The organism is Methanococcus aeolicus Nankai-3 (assembly GCF_000017185.1).
GTDB classification, from domain to species: domain Archaea; phylum AGJL01; class Methanococci; order Methanococcales; family Methanococcaceae; genus Methanofervidicoccus; species Methanofervidicoccus aeolicus.
The window spans coordinates 1,238,412-1,258,383 of the sequence record NC_009635.1 but is presented as its reverse complement, the minus strand read 5'-3'; the positions used below and the strand labels follow the sequence as shown (position 1 = coordinate 1,258,383).

The window sequence follows — 19,972 nt, the reverse complement described above, 5'->3', positions numbered from 1 at the left end:
TGGGCTTATAGGTGATTATAATATGGATTTTAATTATAGTTTAATTATGGACATAGGGATATTGTTATTGGTAATATTATCCTATGTCGGAGCTCTCCTTGAAAAAGATTTAATAAAATGTGTGGTGCTAACTGGTTTAGGGGGTTTGGGCTTGGCATATATATTTAGCTCCCTTCTTGCTCCCGATGTGGCATTAACAGAAGCCATATTGGGCGGTGCTGTTCTTCCAGCATTTTTTGCATTTACGGTGCGAAGAACTCAAAGAATGGATGAATAATATATATTTATATTTATATTTTGCATATATTATGGAGCTCCAAGCAATATAGTAAGTTCAATAACTATCTTTTATTTGTCCTATCGTAAAAACTCCTTCGGAGTTTTGATACAGTTTAGTGAAAACGACCGAAGATTGACTATAATTACATATTTCTTTTTTTTAAATAATTTAAAGTTTATAAAGTTTATATAATTGAAACGCATATATTTTTAAAATAACTATAATTTTATAACCATGACAAATTTTATAAGAGGGATAATTTGAAAGTTTTATTGATTCACTCAGATTATTTGGAATTTGAAGCAAAACAAAAAACAAAAATTGCAGAAGATACAGACATATTAAATGGAAAAATGGAGGAATGTTTAACTGTTTTTATGGCTGTTGAGAAAGAGGATGAAGAAAATCCGCAAAATGTAATATATAATACAGTAGATGAGATAATAAAAACAGCCGAAAACTTAAAAATTAATAATGTGGTTGTTTATCCTTATGCCCATTTATCAAGTGAGTTAAGCTCCCCAAAGGTTGCAAAAGAAGTTTTACAGAAAATTGAAGAAGAATTAAAACAAAAAAATTATTCTGTTTTGAGAGCTCCATTTGGCTGGTATAAATCATTTAAGATTAGCTGTAAAGGACATCCATTAAGTGAATTATCTAGAAAAATAACCACAGAACGGAAAGAGGAAAAAGGAGAAACGGAGGCAAAAGACAGACCCAAAAATAAATTCTACATCCTTGATGGAGAAAAAGGAGAGGAAGGATTAAAAGAATTAGATGAAAAAAAGGTTAAAAAATTAAAAGATAAAGGTTTAAAATCCGTAGCCATGCATGAAATGGGAATAAAGCATGGAGGTAAAGAAAAGGATATAGAGCCACCACATGTTAAATTTATTACGGAAAAAGAAATCTGCGACTATGAACCTTCTTCCGATGCCGGACATTTTAGATGGTATCCAAAGGGGAAACTCATAAGAGACCTTTTGCAGGATTATGTTTATAATATGGTTGTAGAAAACAACGGTATGCCTGTTGAAACACCTGTAATGTATGATTTGGGAAATAAAGCAATAAAAGAACATGCAGATAAATTTGGAGAAAGACAGTACAGATTTAAACAGGGAAACAAGGATTTAATGCTTAGATTTGCGGCATGTTTTGGACAATTTATGATGAAAAAGGATATGTACATACTTCCAAAACATTTGCCTTTAAAATTATATGAGCTCAGCACATACAGTTTTAGATATGAACAAAGAGGGGAGCTCGTAGGATTAAAAAGGCTTAGGGGCTTCACCATGCCAGATATGCATACTGTTTGTAAAGATACCAAACAGACAATAGAGGAATTTGAAAATCAATTCTGGATGTGCTTAAAAACAGGAGATGACCTTAATACGCCATATTCTACAATATTTAGATTTACAGAGGATTTCTTTGAAGAAAATAAAGAATGGTTCTTTAAAGTGGCAAAAGAATATAAAGAAAAATATGGAAAAGATGTAATTCTTGAATTGATTCCAGAAAGAAAACACTACTGGGTAGGAAAAGTAGATATGGCTGTTATAGATAGCTTTGGAAGACCTATTGAAAATCCAACTGTTCAAATTGATGTTGAAAGTGCAAAAAGATTCAATATAGTTGTGCATGATGGAAATGAAAAAACCTATCCAGTCATACTTCACTGTTCCCCAACTGGAAGTATAGAAAGAGTATTATGCGGACTTTTGGAAAAGGCTTCATTAGATGCAGATGCAGGAGCTCCACCAATGTTGCCAGTTTGGTTATCCCCAATACAGGCAAGAGTAATACCTGTGGCTGATGCACATTCTGAATATGCCCTATCAGTTGCCAAAAAACTAAGAGAAAACGGAATAAGAGCAGACTTTGACGATAGAGAAGAAAGTGTCGGTAAAAAAATAAGAAATGCTGGTAAGGACTGGGTGCCATTTGTTATAGTTATAGGGGATAAAGAGGTTGAGAATAATATATTAACAACCACAATAAGAGAAAAATCCACATTAAAAAAGCCAGTTAAGGAAAATTTGACTGTTGAAGAGTTAATCGAAAAAATAAAAGAAGAAACCAAAGGATTCCCATACAGGCCATTAAGTTTGCCTTTATATTGCTCATTACAGCCAATATTTAGATAAAATATTTAAATAAGTATAATATCAAATCAATTCTATTTCTTACTTTTAATTTCTTACTTTTGTTTTTAATTTTTTAATTAATTATTTCCCCATATAAACCAAATGTTAAAGCCTCTTTTATTTTTATTTTTCTAAATTCCCCTATTTTAACATCTTCACAATTTTCAAATTTTACAGTTTTACAGTTGTGAGTTATACCCTCATTTTTTCCAACAATGAGACAAGGCATAATTTTTCCAACATATTTCTCATGATTTTCCAGACTAAATTCTTTTCTTAATTTATCCAATATCTTCATTCTCTCCTTTCGTATTTTGGTATCTACTTGTTTTAATCTATCTGCCTCTGTTCCTTTTCGTTGAGTATATTTTGCCCCATGTATTGCATCAGGCTTTAATTTTTTTAATAATTCTATTGTATTATTAAAATTATCCTCTGTTTCAGTTGGGAACCCCACAATAACATCAGTGTTAAAGTTTAAATCCTTTATTTTTCGTTTAAATTCCATTGCAATGTCCATATATTCATCAACAGTATATTCTCTTTTCATTGCCCTTAAAACATCATCATCTCCACTTTGGATTGGAAGGTGGAAAAATTTTGTAATTTTATCATCTTTATAACGGTCTATCAATTCATCGATAATCATAGGGACATTTTTAGCATGCATCATTCCTATTCTTATGTTGAAATCTCCTTTAATTTGGCATATTTCATTTAATAATGTTGGTAGCGTAGTGTTTTTATCAAATCCATAACATGCCGTATCCTGCGAAGTAATTAACATCTGTTTTACTCCATTATCTACAAATTCTTTTGCTTTATTTATTATTTTATCGGGATTATATGAGGCCAATCTACCCCTTGCTATTTTTACGATACAATATGTGCATTTTCCAGTGCATCCTTCCGATATAGGTAATGGCATTATTAAATTATTTGGTTTTAATTGGGTTAGTTTATTATCAATGTCGTTATAGTTGCCACTGGATGAAGCCTGATTATGAGGGAGCTCCCCACATTTCATACTGTCCTCTATTTTATTATCGGCATTATTTTCATTACCTATATTATTTTTAAAATAATTATATATTATATCCCCTATAAGATGTGCCTCTTTTGGCATTATTAATATATCTGGATTTATTTTCTCGGCTTTCTTTTTTAGTGCCTTCGGCATACAGCCAGCTATAACAATGTATTTATTTAATGATTTAATATAATTTATACGCGAAATCATTTTGTGCTCTGTTTCTAACCTAACAACACAAGTGTTTATGACCACAATATCGGCATCATCTAAATTATTTACAATAATAAAGTTCTTAAATTTCTTTATAGAATTATTTATTATGTTTGTATCTGCTGTGTTAAGTGTGCAACCATATCCTTCTATGAATATTTTTAATGTTTTTAAATTCATTATATCACAATTGTTTATTTTATATTGGTTATTTATTGTTTAACTACACATATATTTATATATTATATAATCGAGGTAATACACTATGAAAGCCAGTAAATCGGTTTATAACGCCCTAATTGATTCAGGAATATCGTTTGTAGCAGGAGTTCCCTGTGCAAATTTAGATAATTTAATTAAATTAATTGAAAATAAAAAAGATGGAAAAAATAAAAAAGAAAGCGACATACAATATGTAATTGCCACCAGAGAAGAAGAAGCTGTTGGAATTTGTGGGGGTGCCCACCTTGCAAACAAACGAACGGCAATATTGATGCAAAATTCAGGACTTGGAAATTGCATAAATGCCATTGGTTCATTCTGCAAAATATATGATATCCCGATATTATTTATAATTAGTCATAGGGGAGAATTAAAAGAACAGATACCTGCCCAAATACCCATGGGGAAATGGACTAAAAAATTACTTGAAACTGTGGATATACCATATTATTGCCCAAAAACCCCTGAGGAAGCATATAAATATATTTGTTTGGGCTCGGATTATGCTGAAACTATGGGAGCTCCTGTTGCCATATTGTTGGATGCAATATATTGGGAGCACGATAGATAGTAAAAAAAATAAAATATATACATATATATTTAATGTATTTTTAGAAAACCCGTTCAATTATAAACTCAGCGATATTTTCTAATCTTTTCCTTTTTTCTTCATCAAATATTTTTAAATAATCTTTTGCTTCTATTGTGGCAGTTTTCATAATATCTTTTGCATAATTAATAGAAGGGCCCAACATTTCAATAGCTTCTTTAATTTCTTCATCTGTTGCATTGCTATTTCCTAATATTTTTAAAAACCTTTGTTTTTCAGGCTCTGGAAGTGTTTGAAGTGCATGTAATACCATAATAGTTTTTTTACCTTCCACTATATCGCTTCCAACTGGTTTTCCAATGGTATTTTTATCCCCGATTAAATCAAGAACATCATCCTGTATTTGGAATGTCATACCTATTCTTTTAGCATATTCGCATATTGCCTTTCTTTCTTCTTCGGTAAAATCTGCCATTACTGCCCCTATTTCAATAGGTGCTACAATTAATGCTCCTGTCTTCTTTGAAATCATGTCAAAATATTCATCAATTGTAGGAATTACTTCTCTTTCTTCGAATTCCATATCTGTTGCCTGCCCTTCGCAAACCTTCACAGATGCTTTACTTACTATTTTTAATATTTCGTGTGCCTTTTCTAAATTCTCCATTTGAGAAATTGCATTAAATGCCAAAGTATTAAGTAAATCCCCTGCAAGAATTGCAATAGGTTCCCCATATACTATATGAACAGTAGGTTTTCCTCTCCTTTCACTGTCATTATCCATAATATCGTCATGGATAAGGGAATAACCATGGATTAATTCCACAGAGACAGCAGGGGTTAGAACCTCATCAATATCATCTTTCTTTAATAGATAGGTTAAAACAGACAGATAAGGCCTAATTCTTTTACCCCCTGCAAATAAAAGATGTTTCGATGCTTCATATAGCTTGCCTTCTTTATTTACTTGTCTATTTAATTCTTCCTCAATTTTCAATAATATGGTTTTGTCAAATAATTCCATGATTTCACCCCATATGGCAATATATGATAAAAATATAAATTTATTAAAAAATTAGATAGGATATATATTGTGTTTTTCCATAGTATGTCAATATATTTGTAGTATCTATTTTACTGCAAGGAGCTCCGAACACACCATAATATAATTTATATTATATAAATAACATCACATAATTCTTTCAAAATTCAAACTTTGTCCATTTCTTAAAAGATGGACATCTTCTCCCAATCTATATCCTTCTTCCTCTGCTAATTTTGCATATTTTGAAGTAAGATTAAAATCACCATGTGCAGGAATTATATGTTCTGGATTTAACCATCTTAACATATCTCTATGGTCTTCTTTTGCTGCGTGTCCTGAAACATGCGCTCCTTTAAACAATCTTACTCCCATTAATCCCAATCTAGCTTCCAATAAATATCTTTGTGCCGCATTCATAGGATTTGGAATTACATCTGCGGAAAATACAACTTGGTCATATTTCTCAAATCTAAATGGTAGTTTGTTTGTAGCCATCCTTGAAAGAACTGCTCCTTCCTCTCCTTGATGTCCGGTAACTACCAATAAATATTTTTCTTTTCCATCTTTCATCACTTGATTTAGCGTTCTTTCAACAGATGTTGGGTCTCCTGCCATTCTAGTATTTTCAGGGAATTTTACTATTCCTATATCCTCTGCAATACCACAATATTTTGACATTGACCTACCAATTAATACTGGGGTTCTCCCCATTCTTTCGGCAATATCTGTTATAGATTTAATTCTTGCGATATGTGATGAAAATGTAGTAATTACAACTCCATTTTTCTCATTATCTGTCCATAACAAATCGTTCTTTAAAAGATTTGCTGCATGTCCCTCCGATGGAGTTTTACCTTCAAAATCTACTCTGGTGCTCTCCGAAATCATACATAATACTCCTTTTTTACCAACTCTTTTTAAAGCCCTATAATCAGGTCTTTCGCCAACGATAGGAATATTATCAAATTTAAAATCATTCCCATACAATACAGCACCATAAGGCGTATGTAAAACTGGCAATACTGCGTCGGGAATACTGTGTGTGGCCTTTACAAATTCAAGGGATAAATTGGAAGTTAAATCCATTGTATCTTTTGCATTAAGGGTAATAAGTGGGTTTCTTATATCAAATTTTCTTTCACTTAATATTTCCCTTTTTACCAATTCCAAGGTATACGGCGTCCCGATAATTGGGGCGTTATATCTGTGGGCTAATTTTGTAATTGCCCCTATGTGGTCAAGGTGTCCATGGGACAAAACTATTGCCTTAACTTCCCCCTCTATGTTTTTCATTACAGTATCGTCTGGAATAATCCCCATTTCAATTAAATTTAAACTGTGCATTTTTGATACATCAGTATCCTCATGTATCATTACTCTATCTAGCCTTAAACCTATATCGAATATAATTATTTCCCCATCGACATTTACGGCCGTCATATTTCTTCCGACCTCCTCATATCCCCCTATTGCTACTACTTCTAATTGCATATTATCACTTCTTTTCATATAATATATCTGTTTATAATAAATTTTATATTTCTTTATATTTTATATTTCTCTAATTTTTATTTGCTGTGTTTTTTGTTCTTTTTTACACATATATATTATAAATATGGTAAATCAACATTTACAGATTATGTTCAAAATAGAGTAGTTCAGGAACATTTTAGGACATTAAAGAACAACTTTTTGAACATACCATACTAATGGCATAAAACCAATAGTAATAATTAAAAAACATAATTCGGTCTTTATTATTTATTTGGAATTATACCAGATGTATCCGTCGATTTACTAATCTGATATCTATTAAATCCATTCCTTTAACTCATTTTTAATTATATATCGCGAATTCATTAATTCATTGACATTATCGCAACCCATTAAAAACATTGTAGTTTTTAATTCCTCGATATAATTTTCAATCAACTTTATAACATCCTCGGAGCCCCTTAGTGCTGCCTTTAATACCGGTAATGCAACACCGCAACATTGAGCCCCAATAGCCATTGATTTTGCAATATCCATTCCAGACCTGATTCCTCCTGTGGCAATTATTGGTTTGTCGAAATTTTGTTTAACTTCCAATATAGATGCCGCCGTTGGAATGCCCCACTCTAAATACTTTTTGGAAAACTTTTTAGATTCTTCATCTTTTATTCTATAATACTCCACGGCCGCCCAAGATGTTCCGCCACTTCCTCCAACATCGATTGAATCAAACCCAAGACCATTTAATAATAAAGCATCTTCTTTTGAAAATCCTTCTCCGACCTGTTTTGCGATAAATGGAATTTTCTTATTACTTTTATTATTATATGTTTTATTGTAATTTTCCATTATATCTTTTAATATCTCTATTCCTTTAAAATTATAATCTCCTTCGGGTTGGATTGCCTCTTGAAGTGGATTAAAATGAATTGCCATTCCATCGGCATCTATCATTTCTACGGCTTTGTGTATTGTTTCTTCATCCCAGCCGTCCTCTATGAAATTTACGGCTCCAAGATTGCCCAATACCAACGAAGAGGTATAATCTCTCACTACGGAATATGTCTCCATCAATTCCTCATTAATAAGAGCAGCTCGTTGAGAACCTACGCCCATTCCTAAATTTAACTCATCTATTGCAATGGCTATATTTTTATTTATTTCTTTTGCCTTAGAATGTCCGCCAGTTATTGCTGCTACAATTATGGGAGCTCCCAAATTTTTTCCAAAAAGATTTATAGATGTGTCTATATCCTCCAAATCACAATTTGAAATTCCGCTATGGATTAATTCCACATCTTCAAGGAGTGTTCCCTTTTTATATTCAACATCGCAATAATTACACACAAAGAGATGTTCAAGTTTCCGAAATTCAATATCATTACTCATTAAATCACCGTAATATATAAGTATTGTGTTAATTCATATATTTAAATAATAAATTTTATAGATTCCCTGCTATTATATTTCTTAAATAATACAATAACAAATATTATATATAATACATACGCAAAAATTAGAGTATGAATAAACTAACCACCACAATAGGAATAAATTACAATGGAGCTCCCATAACAGAACGACAGATAAGAATACTTAGATTAATCTCTGAAAAAAAATCCCAAAATAAAGTTGCGGAGCTCCTCAGTATTCCCCCTTCCGCAGTGAATATACAGATAAAACGGCTTGAAAAAAAACTTGGGGTGCAATTAATATACTCCTCTACATATGGAACAATACTAACAGAAACTGCCCAAGAAATAGTAAAATACTACGAATTAAGAAAAAAAAGAATATCTTCCGATAAATTCATTGGTTGCGGATATATAAGTGGGGAAATTGGAAAAATATTATTTGATAATATAATTATTTCATCTTTTGATAACATATTAAAGTTATATAAAATGGATTTGCTGTCTATTATTGGCATAGATGACCCCTATTGGAGTATGGATTTTGGAGTTTCAAAATTCCAAAGGAGTTTTTACGACCCCATACCTGTGGCTTATGATTATTTTATTAAGGTGCATAGTCCAAAATATGAATTTAATCATAATAATTTAATAGGCATAAGATATTCCCCTCAACGCATAATTTGGAATATTTTAAAAAGTGAGAATATAACCCATAAAATCACAAAAACTGTGAAAAATCCATTTTATGCCCTTGATTTGGTTGAAAAAGGATATAGTTTATATATAAATAAATGTTTTGAACAATACATTAAAAAAGAATATATTGTAGAAAAACCATATTTTTACGATAAAACCAAACATACAATAAATATTATACCCCTATATGATGAAAATAATAAAAATGTAGAACATAAAAATATTGAAGAAATAATATTCAAAAAGAAAAAAGAATTGAAAAATAAAGGATTTGAATTAGTAGATTATTATTAAATCTTGTAATTATTCGGGTATATTGCCTCCTGGAACCATTACATTTAATTTAACCTGTTTTACTCCTTTTTGAGAAGTTAATCTATCAGTTAATTCCCTTATTATTTTAGCGTCTCCCCTTACAATTACGACCTCCATACAATTGTCATGATCCATATGCATATGTAGCGTAGCTACAATTAAATTACTATAATCGTGCTGTATGGTCGTTATTCTTTCCATGAGGTCCGATGCATGATGGTCATATATGATTGTTATTGTTCCTGACCGCTCTCCTTCTAAACTATGTATCCATTTATGTTTTATAATATAATCTCGTATAGAATCCCTTATTGCTTCACTTCTACTGGCATATCCTCTATCGCCAATTATTTCATCAAATTCTCCCAATAATTTAGTAGGTAGAGATATACTTATTCTATCCATATCCACCATTTTTTCACCTTCGTTAATAATTTGAAAACTTAAAAAGTTTTTATTTATTTTTTTATAATATATTATAAATAAAAAGATATTATAATTAATATTAGTATTAATAATTAATAATTAATAATAGTTTTTTACCATTATTTAAATATATCGTATGAATAACATACTATTTTTGTGTATTTATATAATATATTACATTTAAAAAATAAAAAATAAAAAAAAGGAACTATAATAACATATGGAAAATTATATATATCACCAAAAATAATAATATATTAAATTATTATTTATCATAATTAAAAATATGTTTAATAGGTGATAATGTGAGTATTATAGTAGGTTATTATGGTGCAAATGGTGCTGTTGTTGGAGGAGACAAAAGGAACATAATATTTAGGGGAAACGCTGAACAGAGAGAGGAACTTGAAAAATTATTATATTCTGGAAATATAAAAACCGACGAAGAATTTAAAAAAATTGCAGATGAATACGGCATAAAAGTATATATTGAAGATAAACAGCTTAAAGTTAGAGAAGTAAATGGGGTATTGGTTGGAGAAGTTAAATCAATAGGAACAGATTCCCAAAGAAGAAGAATGTATTTATCAACGGGAAATTGTGCCATTATCGATATATTAAATGACACAATTACAAAAAAATCGTCAAATGTAGGGCATGGACTTATTTTATTTGGAAATAGGTATTTGAAGGAAATTGTGCATAACGAACTAAAAAAAGATGCACCAAACTTTAAAAATATGCCTATTGAAAAGGTAAAAAATATCATTGAAAATGCCATTAAAAGATGTGATGGTCCAACGGTATCGGAAGAAATAATATTATTACATACCAAAGACAAACACAATAATTTCAAGGAATTAATAAAAAAAGACATAAATGACTTAAAGGAATATAGGAACGGATTAAGGCAGCAAATGATAGATATTAAAAAAACTATGCTTATTGCAGAAAAAATAGAAATTAATGGAGAAGTGGGGTATATCAAAAATGGTAAATTAGTATTGGATGAAAACCATCTTGCAATAGATACGATATGTTCTAACCCTAATTTATATAATGAAATTGAAATTAAAGGAGAATATGAAGAAGGAGATATTATTTATATCGACAATGGAGAATTAAAGGTAAAAGGAAAAGATAGTTCCGTATGTGTTGATAAAATAATATGTAAAGCATAATTTATTTTTTATTTTATTTTTTATATTATGCCCATATTAATATTTATCAAAAAAACCATTATTAATAACACAAATGCCCTTGTTATCTCACAGGAAGCTCCCAGTATATCCCCCGTGATACATCCAAAAGATTTTTTTGAACTTTTTACAATGACTATTCCAACCAGCACAGCCACAGCCACAGCCATTAAACCAATTTTAAAAATTCCAATTAAATAGCTTATGAATAATAATATAATTATTCCAATAAATAAATGAATTTTTTTAGTATTTTCAATAAAATACCTTCCTGTGCCACTATTTGAAGGAGCTCCCAAACTTGCACAGCATAAGCTACCTAATCGGGAACAGCCTTCTGCCAAAATTATTAATTTTACAAATTGTAAAAATGTAGAATTTAAATATATTGCGGATATTGCGGATATAGATAGGAGCTCCACAAAAAATATAAATGCAAAAGCTCCAACTCCCATATATTTATCTCTCATTACTATTAATTTTTTTTCGGGAGCTCCCATTACCATCCAGGCGTCCCCATAGTCCCCCAAACCATCTACATGATGAAATCCTTGAATATACAACATAACAAAAAGAACCACAACTCCAACAATAATGCCTCCTATATCAAAATAATAAAATGGATATGAACATGGAGCTCCAATTAATCCAATAAAAAGACCAATAAAAATAATAAATGTATAATGATGAGACATCTCTTTAAAACCACTTTTAAAATTTCCCATGGGTATTTTGGTCATAAATGCCATTAAACCTCTTATGGCATCAATTCCATTTATTATTTTTTTTAACATATTTTCACGGTTCATTTGAAGATACTAAATTTTTTATAATATCCACAGCTTCATATATATCCTTTATTTTATATTGACTTACGGTGTCCTCTGCATTTTTATATTTGCCTTCCAACAACCTAATTGCGTCCATACCTACCTTTTTAGCTGGAATTATATCTCTATCCACTCTATCCCCAACGAATACAATCTCATCAGGATTTAAATCCATTTTTTTAATTGCATATTCATAAAATTCTGTATTTGGTTTCCCCAATCCAAATTCTTCCGAAGTAATTACCACATCAAAGAAATCAACTATTCCAAGCCTTATAAGTTTTTCCCATTGTTTTAAAGTTATTCCATCAGTCATTACTCCCAATTTTAACCCCATCTTTTTTAACTCCACCAATGTCTTTATTGTATTTGGATATGGTCTTAATAGTGCAAATTTAATATTATGGTATGTAATTATACCAGTTACTATTAATTTAGGATCATAAGTTCCAGTGATTGTTTTTACAAGGTCATTGAAATGGCCCGAATAATTTGAACCTTTTTGAGATATTATTTTTTGGAGAACTTTTCGAGCATTTTCTTCCGTAGTATCTAGTCCCGCATCTACCATCATTCTCACGGCCTCCTTTCTTGCCCTATCCGCAAAACTTGAAGAATTGTATAATGTGTCATCTAAATCAAATAACACTCCCTTTATTGCCATAATTACACCCAATCATTTAGATTATTTATGGTTGGTTATTCACTTCTTTTAACTTTTTCTAAAACCATTTTATACATTCCGACAAAATCATCATCTTCACTAACTGGAACAACGATTAAACCAAGATTTTTATGTCTTTCAACCCATCCATCATCATAGGCAGGAACATCTATTTTTATGGGTTCATTGCTAGGATTTCCTACAATGACATTCCTATGCGGAAATGGTTTTGCTTCGTCTTCAGTATAGGGCATTGTAGTCTCCCTTATATATCCCCCAAGAGCCATTGTCAATTTTGGAAGTAGTACCATTTTAGGCATATTATCACCGATTTTTTTATTTTTAGGTGATAATAATCTAAAAATCTAGATTTTTAGTAGATATTATCACCGATTTTCTAGTTAATCAATAATAAATATTCATTTATTGATTTTATTGATTTTTAATTATGTTCTTTATTATCTATTGGCGCATAAAATATTTATATTATATTTTATAATTATTTATTATATAATATTATATTTGTATTTATATTATTCATAAGTTCCCATACTTTTATCCTGAATATTATTTTTGTTATTTTCTTGTTTATATGACCATCTCCAACCGCTTTTAATCCAATTATCATCCAAATTGTGAGTTTCTGCATATTTTTCTAAAAAATTATCCCATTTTTTCCAATAGTCAGGATAAATATTTCTAATTAGCTCCATTTCCCCCAATTCCATAGCTGGACACATATAACATCCTACCCTATCAAAACATTGCTCATATAATTTATTGTAGGGAGCTCCTTTCATAAACAAATATATCCAAACATGCATAGCCGTCCAATTTAATATTGGTGCTGATAACATTTGTTTTTTAATGTGAGGACTTCTCCAAATTCTCGGCTTTTTTGAACGATTCATTGATTCATATTTCCTAAGCCCTACAAAAGTTAAACAACCTTTTTCATATTTTTCATTTATTATTTTTTCAAGTGGCTTCATTTTACATACTTCACTGCACCACCTATTATCTCTACCAGGAGGGCCCATTTCTTCCAATTTCTTCCAAAATTCCGTAGATTTTGCCGTTATTATGTTTATGCCGTATGTTTCCTCAATATCCTGTATATTTTTTAAAGTTTCAGGGAGTTCCAATTCTGTATCCGAAAATATTACATCAAAGTTTATATTTTCATTGTTAAATGCCTCAAATGCCAATAATAACACGGCAAGACTATCTTTTCCGCCCGAATATGCCACAACTGGCGGTTTATTTGTTCGCTCTTTTATGGTGTTCCTCATAAAACCTACGGAATTATTAATAAATTTAGCCATTGGTTCCTTATTAGCTTCAATCATTTTTTCAATGTTTTCGCTGGGAGCTCCTGTTTCTTTCAATATATTTGCAGGTTTCGGGTTTTCGGATTTTCTAACTTTTGCTACCATTCCTTTTTCTGAATTGACTATTTCATGGTAGCTCATTCTACTTCTTCCAACACCTAAAACATCAATATCTTTAAAATCGTCGTTGTTTTTGTTATTATCATTTTCAACCAATATTATTACATCATCTTCAACTTCAATATCTTCTGATGCCCATATTACTCCCGGTCTTAATATAGAAGCATGTTTTTTTAATACAAATGGTATTACTTCTCTATTTATTACAATTAATTTTTTATTGGCATTTTCATTGATTATTCTACGAGCCCCATCAACAGATGGCATTATTACCCATGTGTTTTTTTCCTCGTTATATTTTATAATCCCAAATAATATCCCATCCAACATTATCTCTTTCATATAGTCAGTTCCAGGGATTTTATTTATTAAAACTATTTTATTTTTGAATATATTGCTTTGTCCGTTGTTATTTAATGTTATTCCAAATTGATTTTTTAATATTTTACTTATCATGGTTATATCTTCGTCAAATGCTGGTCTCGGGTCGGCTGGTGGAGTTATTTTTACCTCCGTTGTGTTTTTTCCACATATTCCACATTTTTTATCAAGAACAGGCATATTACAATCCATACACCATCTTAAATGCAATTTTCCCAATATTGTCTTCATAATTCTACCTTTTTTATTTAATTATAATATTTATAATATTAATTATAGGTTAATTTTTTATTAATAATTTATTATTTTAAATTACCATTTTAATTCCAACAATTAATAAAATAATTGAAAATATAATATTTAATGTTCTTGTATCTGCAATATTTGAAAATTTAGCGCCCAAATGGGAAAATATACTCCCAGAAATAACCATTATTAAACCTATGTAAAGAGAAACATTGCCCACCAAATATAATTGATTTAAAACTGAGTTGTATATTGTACCCAAATTAATAGGCATTAATATATAACCAATTAATCCAAAAAATGAGATTATAGATATCATTCCTGTTGAAGTCCCTATTGATTTTGTTATAGGGCATTTTAAAAAATGGTGTAAAAATGGAACTACCAATATGCCGCCACCAATTCCGAATATTGAGGAAAAAATACCTGCTAAAAGCCCCATAATTCCCATATTTTTATGGTTATTATTTTTATTTAGTTTATTAATTTTATTTGCCACTTTTGTTTCTTTATGCTCTTTTTTATAATCTAAATATAACTCTCGTCCAATATTTAAAGATAGCAATATTAAAAGTAATCCAAAAATAAATTTATGGAGCTCCCCATTTAAATTCATTGAAATTTTAAGTCCTATGATTGAACCAATTATCCCAAATAAGCCCAATAATAATGAATTTTTCCAAATTACATTGTTATGCTTGGATTGTTTATATATTCCTGCAATACTATTTAAAAAAATAACAAATAAACTTGTTCCTATGGCTATTTTTATAGACTGATTTGGCGGAGCTCCGAGATAATCCAGAAGATAAATCAATGCTGGAACAGTTATAAATCCACCACCTAAACCCAGCAACCCAGATATAAAACCTACTAGGGCCCCCAACAGAAGCAATATTAAAACAATGAATAAATCCATTTTATCACAAAATATGTTTAAATTTTGAAAATAATATAATAATTATATATATAAATCGTATAATAAAAATAAGATAAATATAAAAATGTAAAATTAGAGTTAATCTTCAAGAACTGTCCCTTCTCCATCCCAATTAAACAAAATCCTTTTAGGATTTTGTACAAAATCGAAGATTTTGTAAATAAAATTTCTTTATTTAGTAATATGAAGATTTTGCTTATTGTGGTACAGTAATGAAATTGTCCGAAGATTGACCATATAATAATTAATATTAAATTAATCTTTTTGTAATCCACACATTTTTCTTAATTTTTTACCTGTTGTCTCCAACAAGGACTCATCTTCTAATCTTCTCATAGCATTTAAATGTGGTATTCCACTTACATTTTCTAATGCCCAATCTCTTGCAAATTTACCATTTTGGATTTCTTTTAATATTTCTCTCATCGCTTTTCTGGATTCTTCATTTATTACTCTTTCTCTTGTAACAAATCCTCCGTATTCTGCTGTGTTAGATACATCATTCCACATTCCAGCCAATCCTTTTTGGTATATTAAATCTACGATTAATTTTAACTCATTGCATGTTTCAAAATATGCCATCTCTGGTGAGTATCCAGCTTCAACAAGGGTATCAAATCCTGCTTTTATAAGTTCTGTAACTCCACCACATAAAACAGCTTGTTCTCCGAAAAGGTCTGTTTCTGTTTCTTCTTTGAATGTTGTTTTAATTACTCCTGCTTTTGTTAATCCTTCTGCCTTAGCCATTCCAAGTGCTATGTCTAATGCATCTCCTGTTTCATCTCTTTCTACACAAACTAATCCTGGAACACCAAATCCTTCTGTGTATGTTCTTCTTACCATTGCCCCGGGGGATTTTGGAGCCACCATAATTACATTTACTCCTTTTATGGGGTCGATATATTTAAAATGAACATTGTATCCGTGGGAGAATGAAAGTGTTTTTCCTTCTGTTAAATGTTGTTTTATTTGGTTGTTATAAACATCTTTTTGAACTTCGTCGGGTATGAGTATATGTATAATATCAGCTTTTTCTGCTGCTTCCTCTACACTCATTACTGTATGTCCGTCTGCTTTTGCCTTTTCCCATGATGCTCCATTTGGTCTTAATCCAACAATTACATTTAATCCGCTATCTTTCATATTGCATGACTGAGCCATTCCTTGACTTCCGTATCCTATTACAGCTATTGTTTTATCTTTTACTGCATCATAATTTGCATCTTCTTCATAATATACTTTCATAGTTTCACTCTCTTTGTTATGTGGGAAAAAAATTCAAAATCTTTGATTTTGTAAATTTTTTCGCCTATGTATTTATTTAATTATATTCGCCATCAATATTTGCCTTATGAATATTTCGTATTCTTACTATATAAATATAATTTTTAATATATATTGTTTTTTATACCATAGTCAATCTTCGGACAATTTCAATAAACACTCTTATTAATATGCAAAATCAGTATAATTGGCAAAAAATATTATAAATTGTGTGTATGGTATGGGACGGATTAGGGACAGTTTTTGAAGATTGACTATATTGCCTTGTTTTATTTTCTATATTCAACGGTAGAATATATATAATAATGGAGCTCCCAGGAATATAATTATATGTTTTTTTATTATTTAATTGGTTAAAGTAGGTTCAAAAATATAAATGATATGGGGCGTATGATTGTAAAAAACCTCTTGCTATTCTCCAAATATATTTTATCCCATAAATGGTAATACTATTTTTAAATATTGTAATAATAAAGTATATATATAAATATAATAGATAATAAAGTCTATAATGATTAATAATGATAATTATATTTATTTTATCTATGGTGTGTTCAAGTTTGTTCATGGTAGGCCATAAAAGATTAAAATTGATTGATTACAGGTATTACATATGAATGAAATATTAATTTAGGATTTATCATCGAATAGAACTCTTGAATACGCCATATTAGTATAAATGCCTATTTTTGTAGTGTATGTTTATATATTCCTAAATCAAACGCAGTGATTTTTAAAAATTATACTTTCATAATATATGGTGAAATTATGAATATAGAAGGAGACCTAAAAAAAGTTTTATCGCCACTGGTAAAATCTAAAAACCTGAAATTTTCAGGCAATATTGTAATAGGCGGCAATTCCACGACCGACAATCACGATGATGATTGGAGTGAAAAGATGGGGCCATCCCCTAAGCCAAAAATTCCAACACTTAGAAACTGGGATTTCAAATTATTAAAAAGATATCCTCCATTTTACATGCCAATTTGTGATATGTGTTGTCTATGTACATTCGGAAAATGTGATTTATCCCATGGTAAAAAAGGTGCTTGTGGATTAAATATAAAATCCCAACAGGCCAGAATAGTATTAATAGCTTGCTGTATTGGAACATCGTGCCACGCTGGGCACAGTAGGCATATGATACATACGCTAATAGAAAGGCTTGGAAAAGATTATCCTATTGATTTAGGCAATTTTATAGAAGTAGAAGCCCCAATAATTAGGACCATTATGGGCATGAAACCGAAGACACTTGGAGATTTGGAGAAAGTATTGGAATATTGTGAGGAACAAATTTCCCATTTATTATCTTCCACACATACTGGACAGGAAGGTAGCCATATTGATTTTGAAAGTAAATCATTCCATGCTGGTATGATTGATGATTTAGCCAGAGAAGCAGGAGACCTTGCCCAAATTGTTGGATTTAATCTACCAAAAGGAGACATTGATGCTCCATTGGTTGAATTAGGTATGAAATGTGTAGACCCAAACAAACCCAACATATTATGTATTGGACATAATATGGTTCCAGGTGTAGCCATGATTGATTATATGGAGGAACAGGGGATAGAGGATGAAATAGAAATAGCAGGAATTTGCTGTTCTGCCATAGATATTAGTAGATATACCACAAAATCAAAAGTTATAGGCCCTCTTTCAAGACAGTTAATGTATATCAGAGGAGGAATCGGAGATGTTGTTGTAATTGATGAACAATGTATAAGAACAGATATTCTTGAAGAAACTCTAAAAACGGGTGCTGTTTTAATAGCCACAAATGAAAAAATGTGTTTAGGATTAGAGGATATATCTCATTTAAGCGAAGATGAAATGATAAATTATATATTAAGAAATAGAAGTGCCTTAATTCTTGATGAAGTAAAAGTAGGTAAAGTAGCCGTTGAATTGGCAAAAATTGTATCAAAGGAAAGAAAAAATAAAGACAATAATGATAAAAATAGATACAATAAATGTTTGCCAAATTCATTGACGGAGCTCCGAAAACTTGCCGAAGAATGTACTGAATGTGGATGGTGTGATAGGTCCTGTCCAAATTCATTTAAAGTTATGGACTCAATGATAGGGGCAAAAAATGAAGATTATACTGAATTTAGGAAATTATATGAGGTATGTTATGGATGTGGAAGATGTGAGGAAATATGTGAAAGAAATATTCCCATCGTTTCCATGACAACAAAAATAGGAGACCACTTCTGTGACGATTTACACTATAATATGAGAGCTGGAAGAGGCCCTATTCAAGATATTGAAATAAGAAATGTGGGAGCTCCTATTGTATTTGGAGATATCCCTGGAATTGTAGCATTAGTGGGATGTTCCAATTACCCCAATGGAGATGAGGAAATTGCCCTTATTGTAAAAGAATTTTTAGAAAGGAAATATATTGTGCTTATATCTGGTTGTGCTGCCATGTCCGTCGGAATGTGGAAAGATAAAGACGGTAAAACACTTTATGAGAAATACCCTGGTGAATTTAAATCTGGAGGATTGGTAAATGTAGGAAGTTGTTTAAGTAATTGCCATATTACAGGAGCTTGTATTAAAGTGGCAAATGTGTTTGCAAAACTCCCATTAAGAGGAAACTACGAGGAAGTTGCCGACTATATATTAAATAAAGTTGGAGCTGTTGGTTTAGCATGGGGAGCAATGTCTCAAAAAGCCGCCGCAATTGCAACAGGAGTGAATAGATGGGGAATTCCCGTAATAGTTGGGCCACATTCAACTAAATACAGAAGAATGTATTTAAGTGATGGAAATGATTTTGAGGTATTTGACAAAAAGGCAAACAAAATTATAAAAATAGACCCTACGCCAGAACACCTAATAACCCCCGCGGAAAACTTAGCCGAGTGCATGTGTGCAATTCCTAAATTGTGCATGCGACCAAATGATGGAGCAAAAGGTAGGAGTATGAAGTTATATCATTATATAAGCGTTTATGAGAAATACCTCGGTTGTATGCCTCCAGATTTAGAAAAATTCGTTAGAACTGAAAAGGATATCCCACTTATGATGAAAAATAAAGTATTAGAATATCTAAAAGAAAAAGGATGGAAACCTAGAGAAGAACTACCAAAAGAACCTACCTTATTATATTAAATTAATTTT

General features: G+C 30.7%; 17 protein-coding genes. 6 read left to right on the top strand and 11 right to left on the bottom strand.

Annotation, left to right across the window (positions count from 1 at the left end; all coding sequences use genetic code 11):
- The first annotated feature begins 22 nt into the window (after nucleotides 1–22).
- Both MAEO_RS06040 and MAEO_RS06035 read left to right on the top strand, forming a co-directional pair.
- Nucleotides 23–277 (top strand): DUF4040 domain-containing protein, encoded by a 255-nt coding sequence (locus tag MAEO_RS06040; protein ID WP_011973899.1) that lies wholly within the window; start codon nucleotides 23–25, stop codon nucleotides 275–277.
- A 263-nt stretch (nucleotides 278–540) separates the two neighbouring features.
- Nucleotides 541–2,433: a threonine--tRNA ligase gene (locus MAEO_RS06035; protein WP_011973898.1), complete on the top strand. Its 1,893-nt coding sequence runs from the start codon at nucleotides 541–543 to the stop codon at nucleotides 2,431–2,433.
- A gap of 73 nt (nucleotides 2,434–2,506) precedes the next feature.
- Here the strand turns inward: MAEO_RS06035 and MAEO_RS06030 are convergent, their stop codons facing one another.
- Nucleotides 2,507–3,856, bottom strand: a complete 1,350-nt coding sequence (locus MAEO_RS06030; RefSeq protein WP_011973897.1) for a tRNA (N(6)-L-threonylcarbamoyladenosine(37)-C(2))-methylthiotransferase — start codon at nucleotides 3,854–3,856, stop codon at nucleotides 2,507–2,509.
- 85 nt (nucleotides 3,857–3,941) lie between these two features.
- Here MAEO_RS06030 and comD point away from each other — a divergent pair, with 85 nt between their 5' ends.
- Complete coding sequence (gene comD, locus MAEO_RS06025) at nucleotides 3,942–4,469, top strand: sulfopyruvate decarboxylase subunit alpha (RefSeq protein ID WP_011973896.1); 528 nt, start codon at nucleotides 3,942–3,944, stop codon at nucleotides 4,467–4,469.
- A 40-nt stretch (nucleotides 4,470–4,509) separates the two neighbouring features.
- Here the strand turns inward: comD and MAEO_RS06020 are convergent, their stop codons facing one another.
- The 3 genes from MAEO_RS06020 to fni all read right to left on the bottom strand — a co-directional run bounded on the left by MAEO_RS06020 (nucleotide 4,510) and on the right by fni (nucleotide 8,376).
- Nucleotides 4,510–5,472 carry a polyprenyl synthetase family protein gene (locus MAEO_RS06020; protein ID WP_011973895.1) on the bottom strand — a complete coding sequence of 321 codons (963 nt, stop codon included), beginning with the start codon at nucleotides 5,470–5,472 and terminating at the stop codon, nucleotides 4,510–4,512.
- 165 nt (nucleotides 5,473–5,637) lie between these two features.
- Nucleotides 5,638–6,984, bottom strand: coding sequence for an RNase J family beta-CASP ribonuclease (locus MAEO_RS06015; RefSeq protein ID WP_011973894.1), 1,347 nt, complete (start codon nucleotides 6,982–6,984; stop codon nucleotides 5,638–5,640).
- A 321-nt stretch (nucleotides 6,985–7,305) separates the two neighbouring features.
- Nucleotides 7,306–8,376, bottom strand: a complete 1,071-nt coding sequence (gene fni, locus MAEO_RS06010) for a type 2 isopentenyl-diphosphate Delta-isomerase (RefSeq protein ID WP_011973893.1) — start codon at nucleotides 8,374–8,376, stop codon at nucleotides 7,306–7,308.
- A gap of 134 nt (nucleotides 8,377–8,510) precedes the next feature.
- Here fni and MAEO_RS06005 point away from each other — a divergent pair, with 134 nt between their 5' ends.
- Nucleotides 8,511–9,392 (top strand): helix-turn-helix domain-containing protein, encoded by an 882-nt coding sequence (locus MAEO_RS06005; protein ID WP_011973892.1) that lies wholly within the window; start codon nucleotides 8,511–8,513, stop codon nucleotides 9,390–9,392.
- A 9-nt stretch (nucleotides 9,393–9,401) separates the two neighbouring features.
- Here MAEO_RS06005 and nikR read toward each other — a convergent pair whose 3' ends face one another.
- On the bottom strand, nucleotides 9,402–9,827 hold the full coding sequence (nikR, locus tag MAEO_RS06000; RefSeq protein WP_011973891.1) for a nickel-responsive transcriptional regulator NikR: 426 nt from the start codon (nucleotides 9,825–9,827) through the stop codon (nucleotides 9,402–9,404).
- A 317-nt stretch (nucleotides 9,828–10,144) separates the two neighbouring features.
- Between nikR and MAEO_RS05995 the strand changes: the two genes are divergently transcribed.
- The gene (locus MAEO_RS05995; protein WP_011973890.1) at nucleotides 10,145–11,020 is read left to right on the top strand and encodes a DUF2121 domain-containing protein; all 876 of its coding nucleotides are present in this window, start codon (nucleotides 10,145–10,147) and stop codon (nucleotides 11,018–11,020) included.
- A 20-nt stretch (nucleotides 11,021–11,040) separates the two neighbouring features.
- Here MAEO_RS05995 and cobS read toward each other — a convergent pair whose 3' ends face one another.
- The 6 genes from cobS to ilvC all read right to left on the bottom strand — a co-directional run bounded on the left by cobS (nucleotide 11,041) and on the right by ilvC (nucleotide 16,795).
- Nucleotides 11,041–11,832, bottom strand: coding sequence for an adenosylcobinamide-GDP ribazoletransferase (cobS, locus tag MAEO_RS05990; protein ID WP_011973889.1), 792 nt, complete (start codon nucleotides 11,830–11,832; stop codon nucleotides 11,041–11,043).
- Between the two features lie 4 nt (nucleotides 11,833–11,836).
- A complete protein-coding gene (locus MAEO_RS05985) occupies nucleotides 11,837–12,532 on the bottom strand; it encodes a TIGR02253 family HAD-type hydrolase (RefSeq protein ID WP_011973888.1) in 696 nt (231 codons plus the stop codon).
- A gap of 35 nt (nucleotides 12,533–12,567) precedes the next feature.
- Complete coding sequence (locus tag MAEO_RS05980) at nucleotides 12,568–12,852, bottom strand: energy-converting hydrogenase B subunit P (protein WP_011973887.1); 285 nt, start codon at nucleotides 12,850–12,852, stop codon at nucleotides 12,568–12,570.
- A gap of 213 nt (nucleotides 12,853–13,065) precedes the next feature.
- Nucleotides 13,066–14,595: a phosphoadenosine phosphosulfate reductase domain-containing protein gene (locus MAEO_RS05975; RefSeq protein WP_011973886.1), complete on the bottom strand. Its 1,530-nt coding sequence runs from the start codon at nucleotides 14,593–14,595 to the stop codon at nucleotides 13,066–13,068.
- Between the two features lie 76 nt (nucleotides 14,596–14,671).
- Entirely contained in the window at nucleotides 14,672–15,529 is an 858-nt protein-coding gene (locus MAEO_RS05970; protein WP_011973885.1) for a sulfite exporter TauE/SafE family protein, read from the bottom strand.
- Between the two features lie 276 nt (nucleotides 15,530–15,805).
- The gene (ilvC, locus tag MAEO_RS05965) at nucleotides 15,806–16,795 is read right to left on the bottom strand and encodes a ketol-acid reductoisomerase (RefSeq protein ID WP_011973884.1); all 990 of its coding nucleotides are present in this window, start codon (nucleotides 16,793–16,795) and stop codon (nucleotides 15,806–15,808) included.
- 807 nt (nucleotides 16,796–17,602) lie between these two features.
- On the opposite strand from ilvC, the gene cdhA reads away from it, so the two are divergent.
- Nucleotides 17,603–19,963, top strand: coding sequence for a CO dehydrogenase/acetyl-CoA synthase complex subunit alpha (cdhA, locus tag MAEO_RS05960; RefSeq protein WP_011973883.1), 2,361 nt, complete (start codon nucleotides 17,603–17,605; stop codon nucleotides 19,961–19,963).
- Nucleotides 19,964–19,972: the final 9 nt, after the last annotated feature.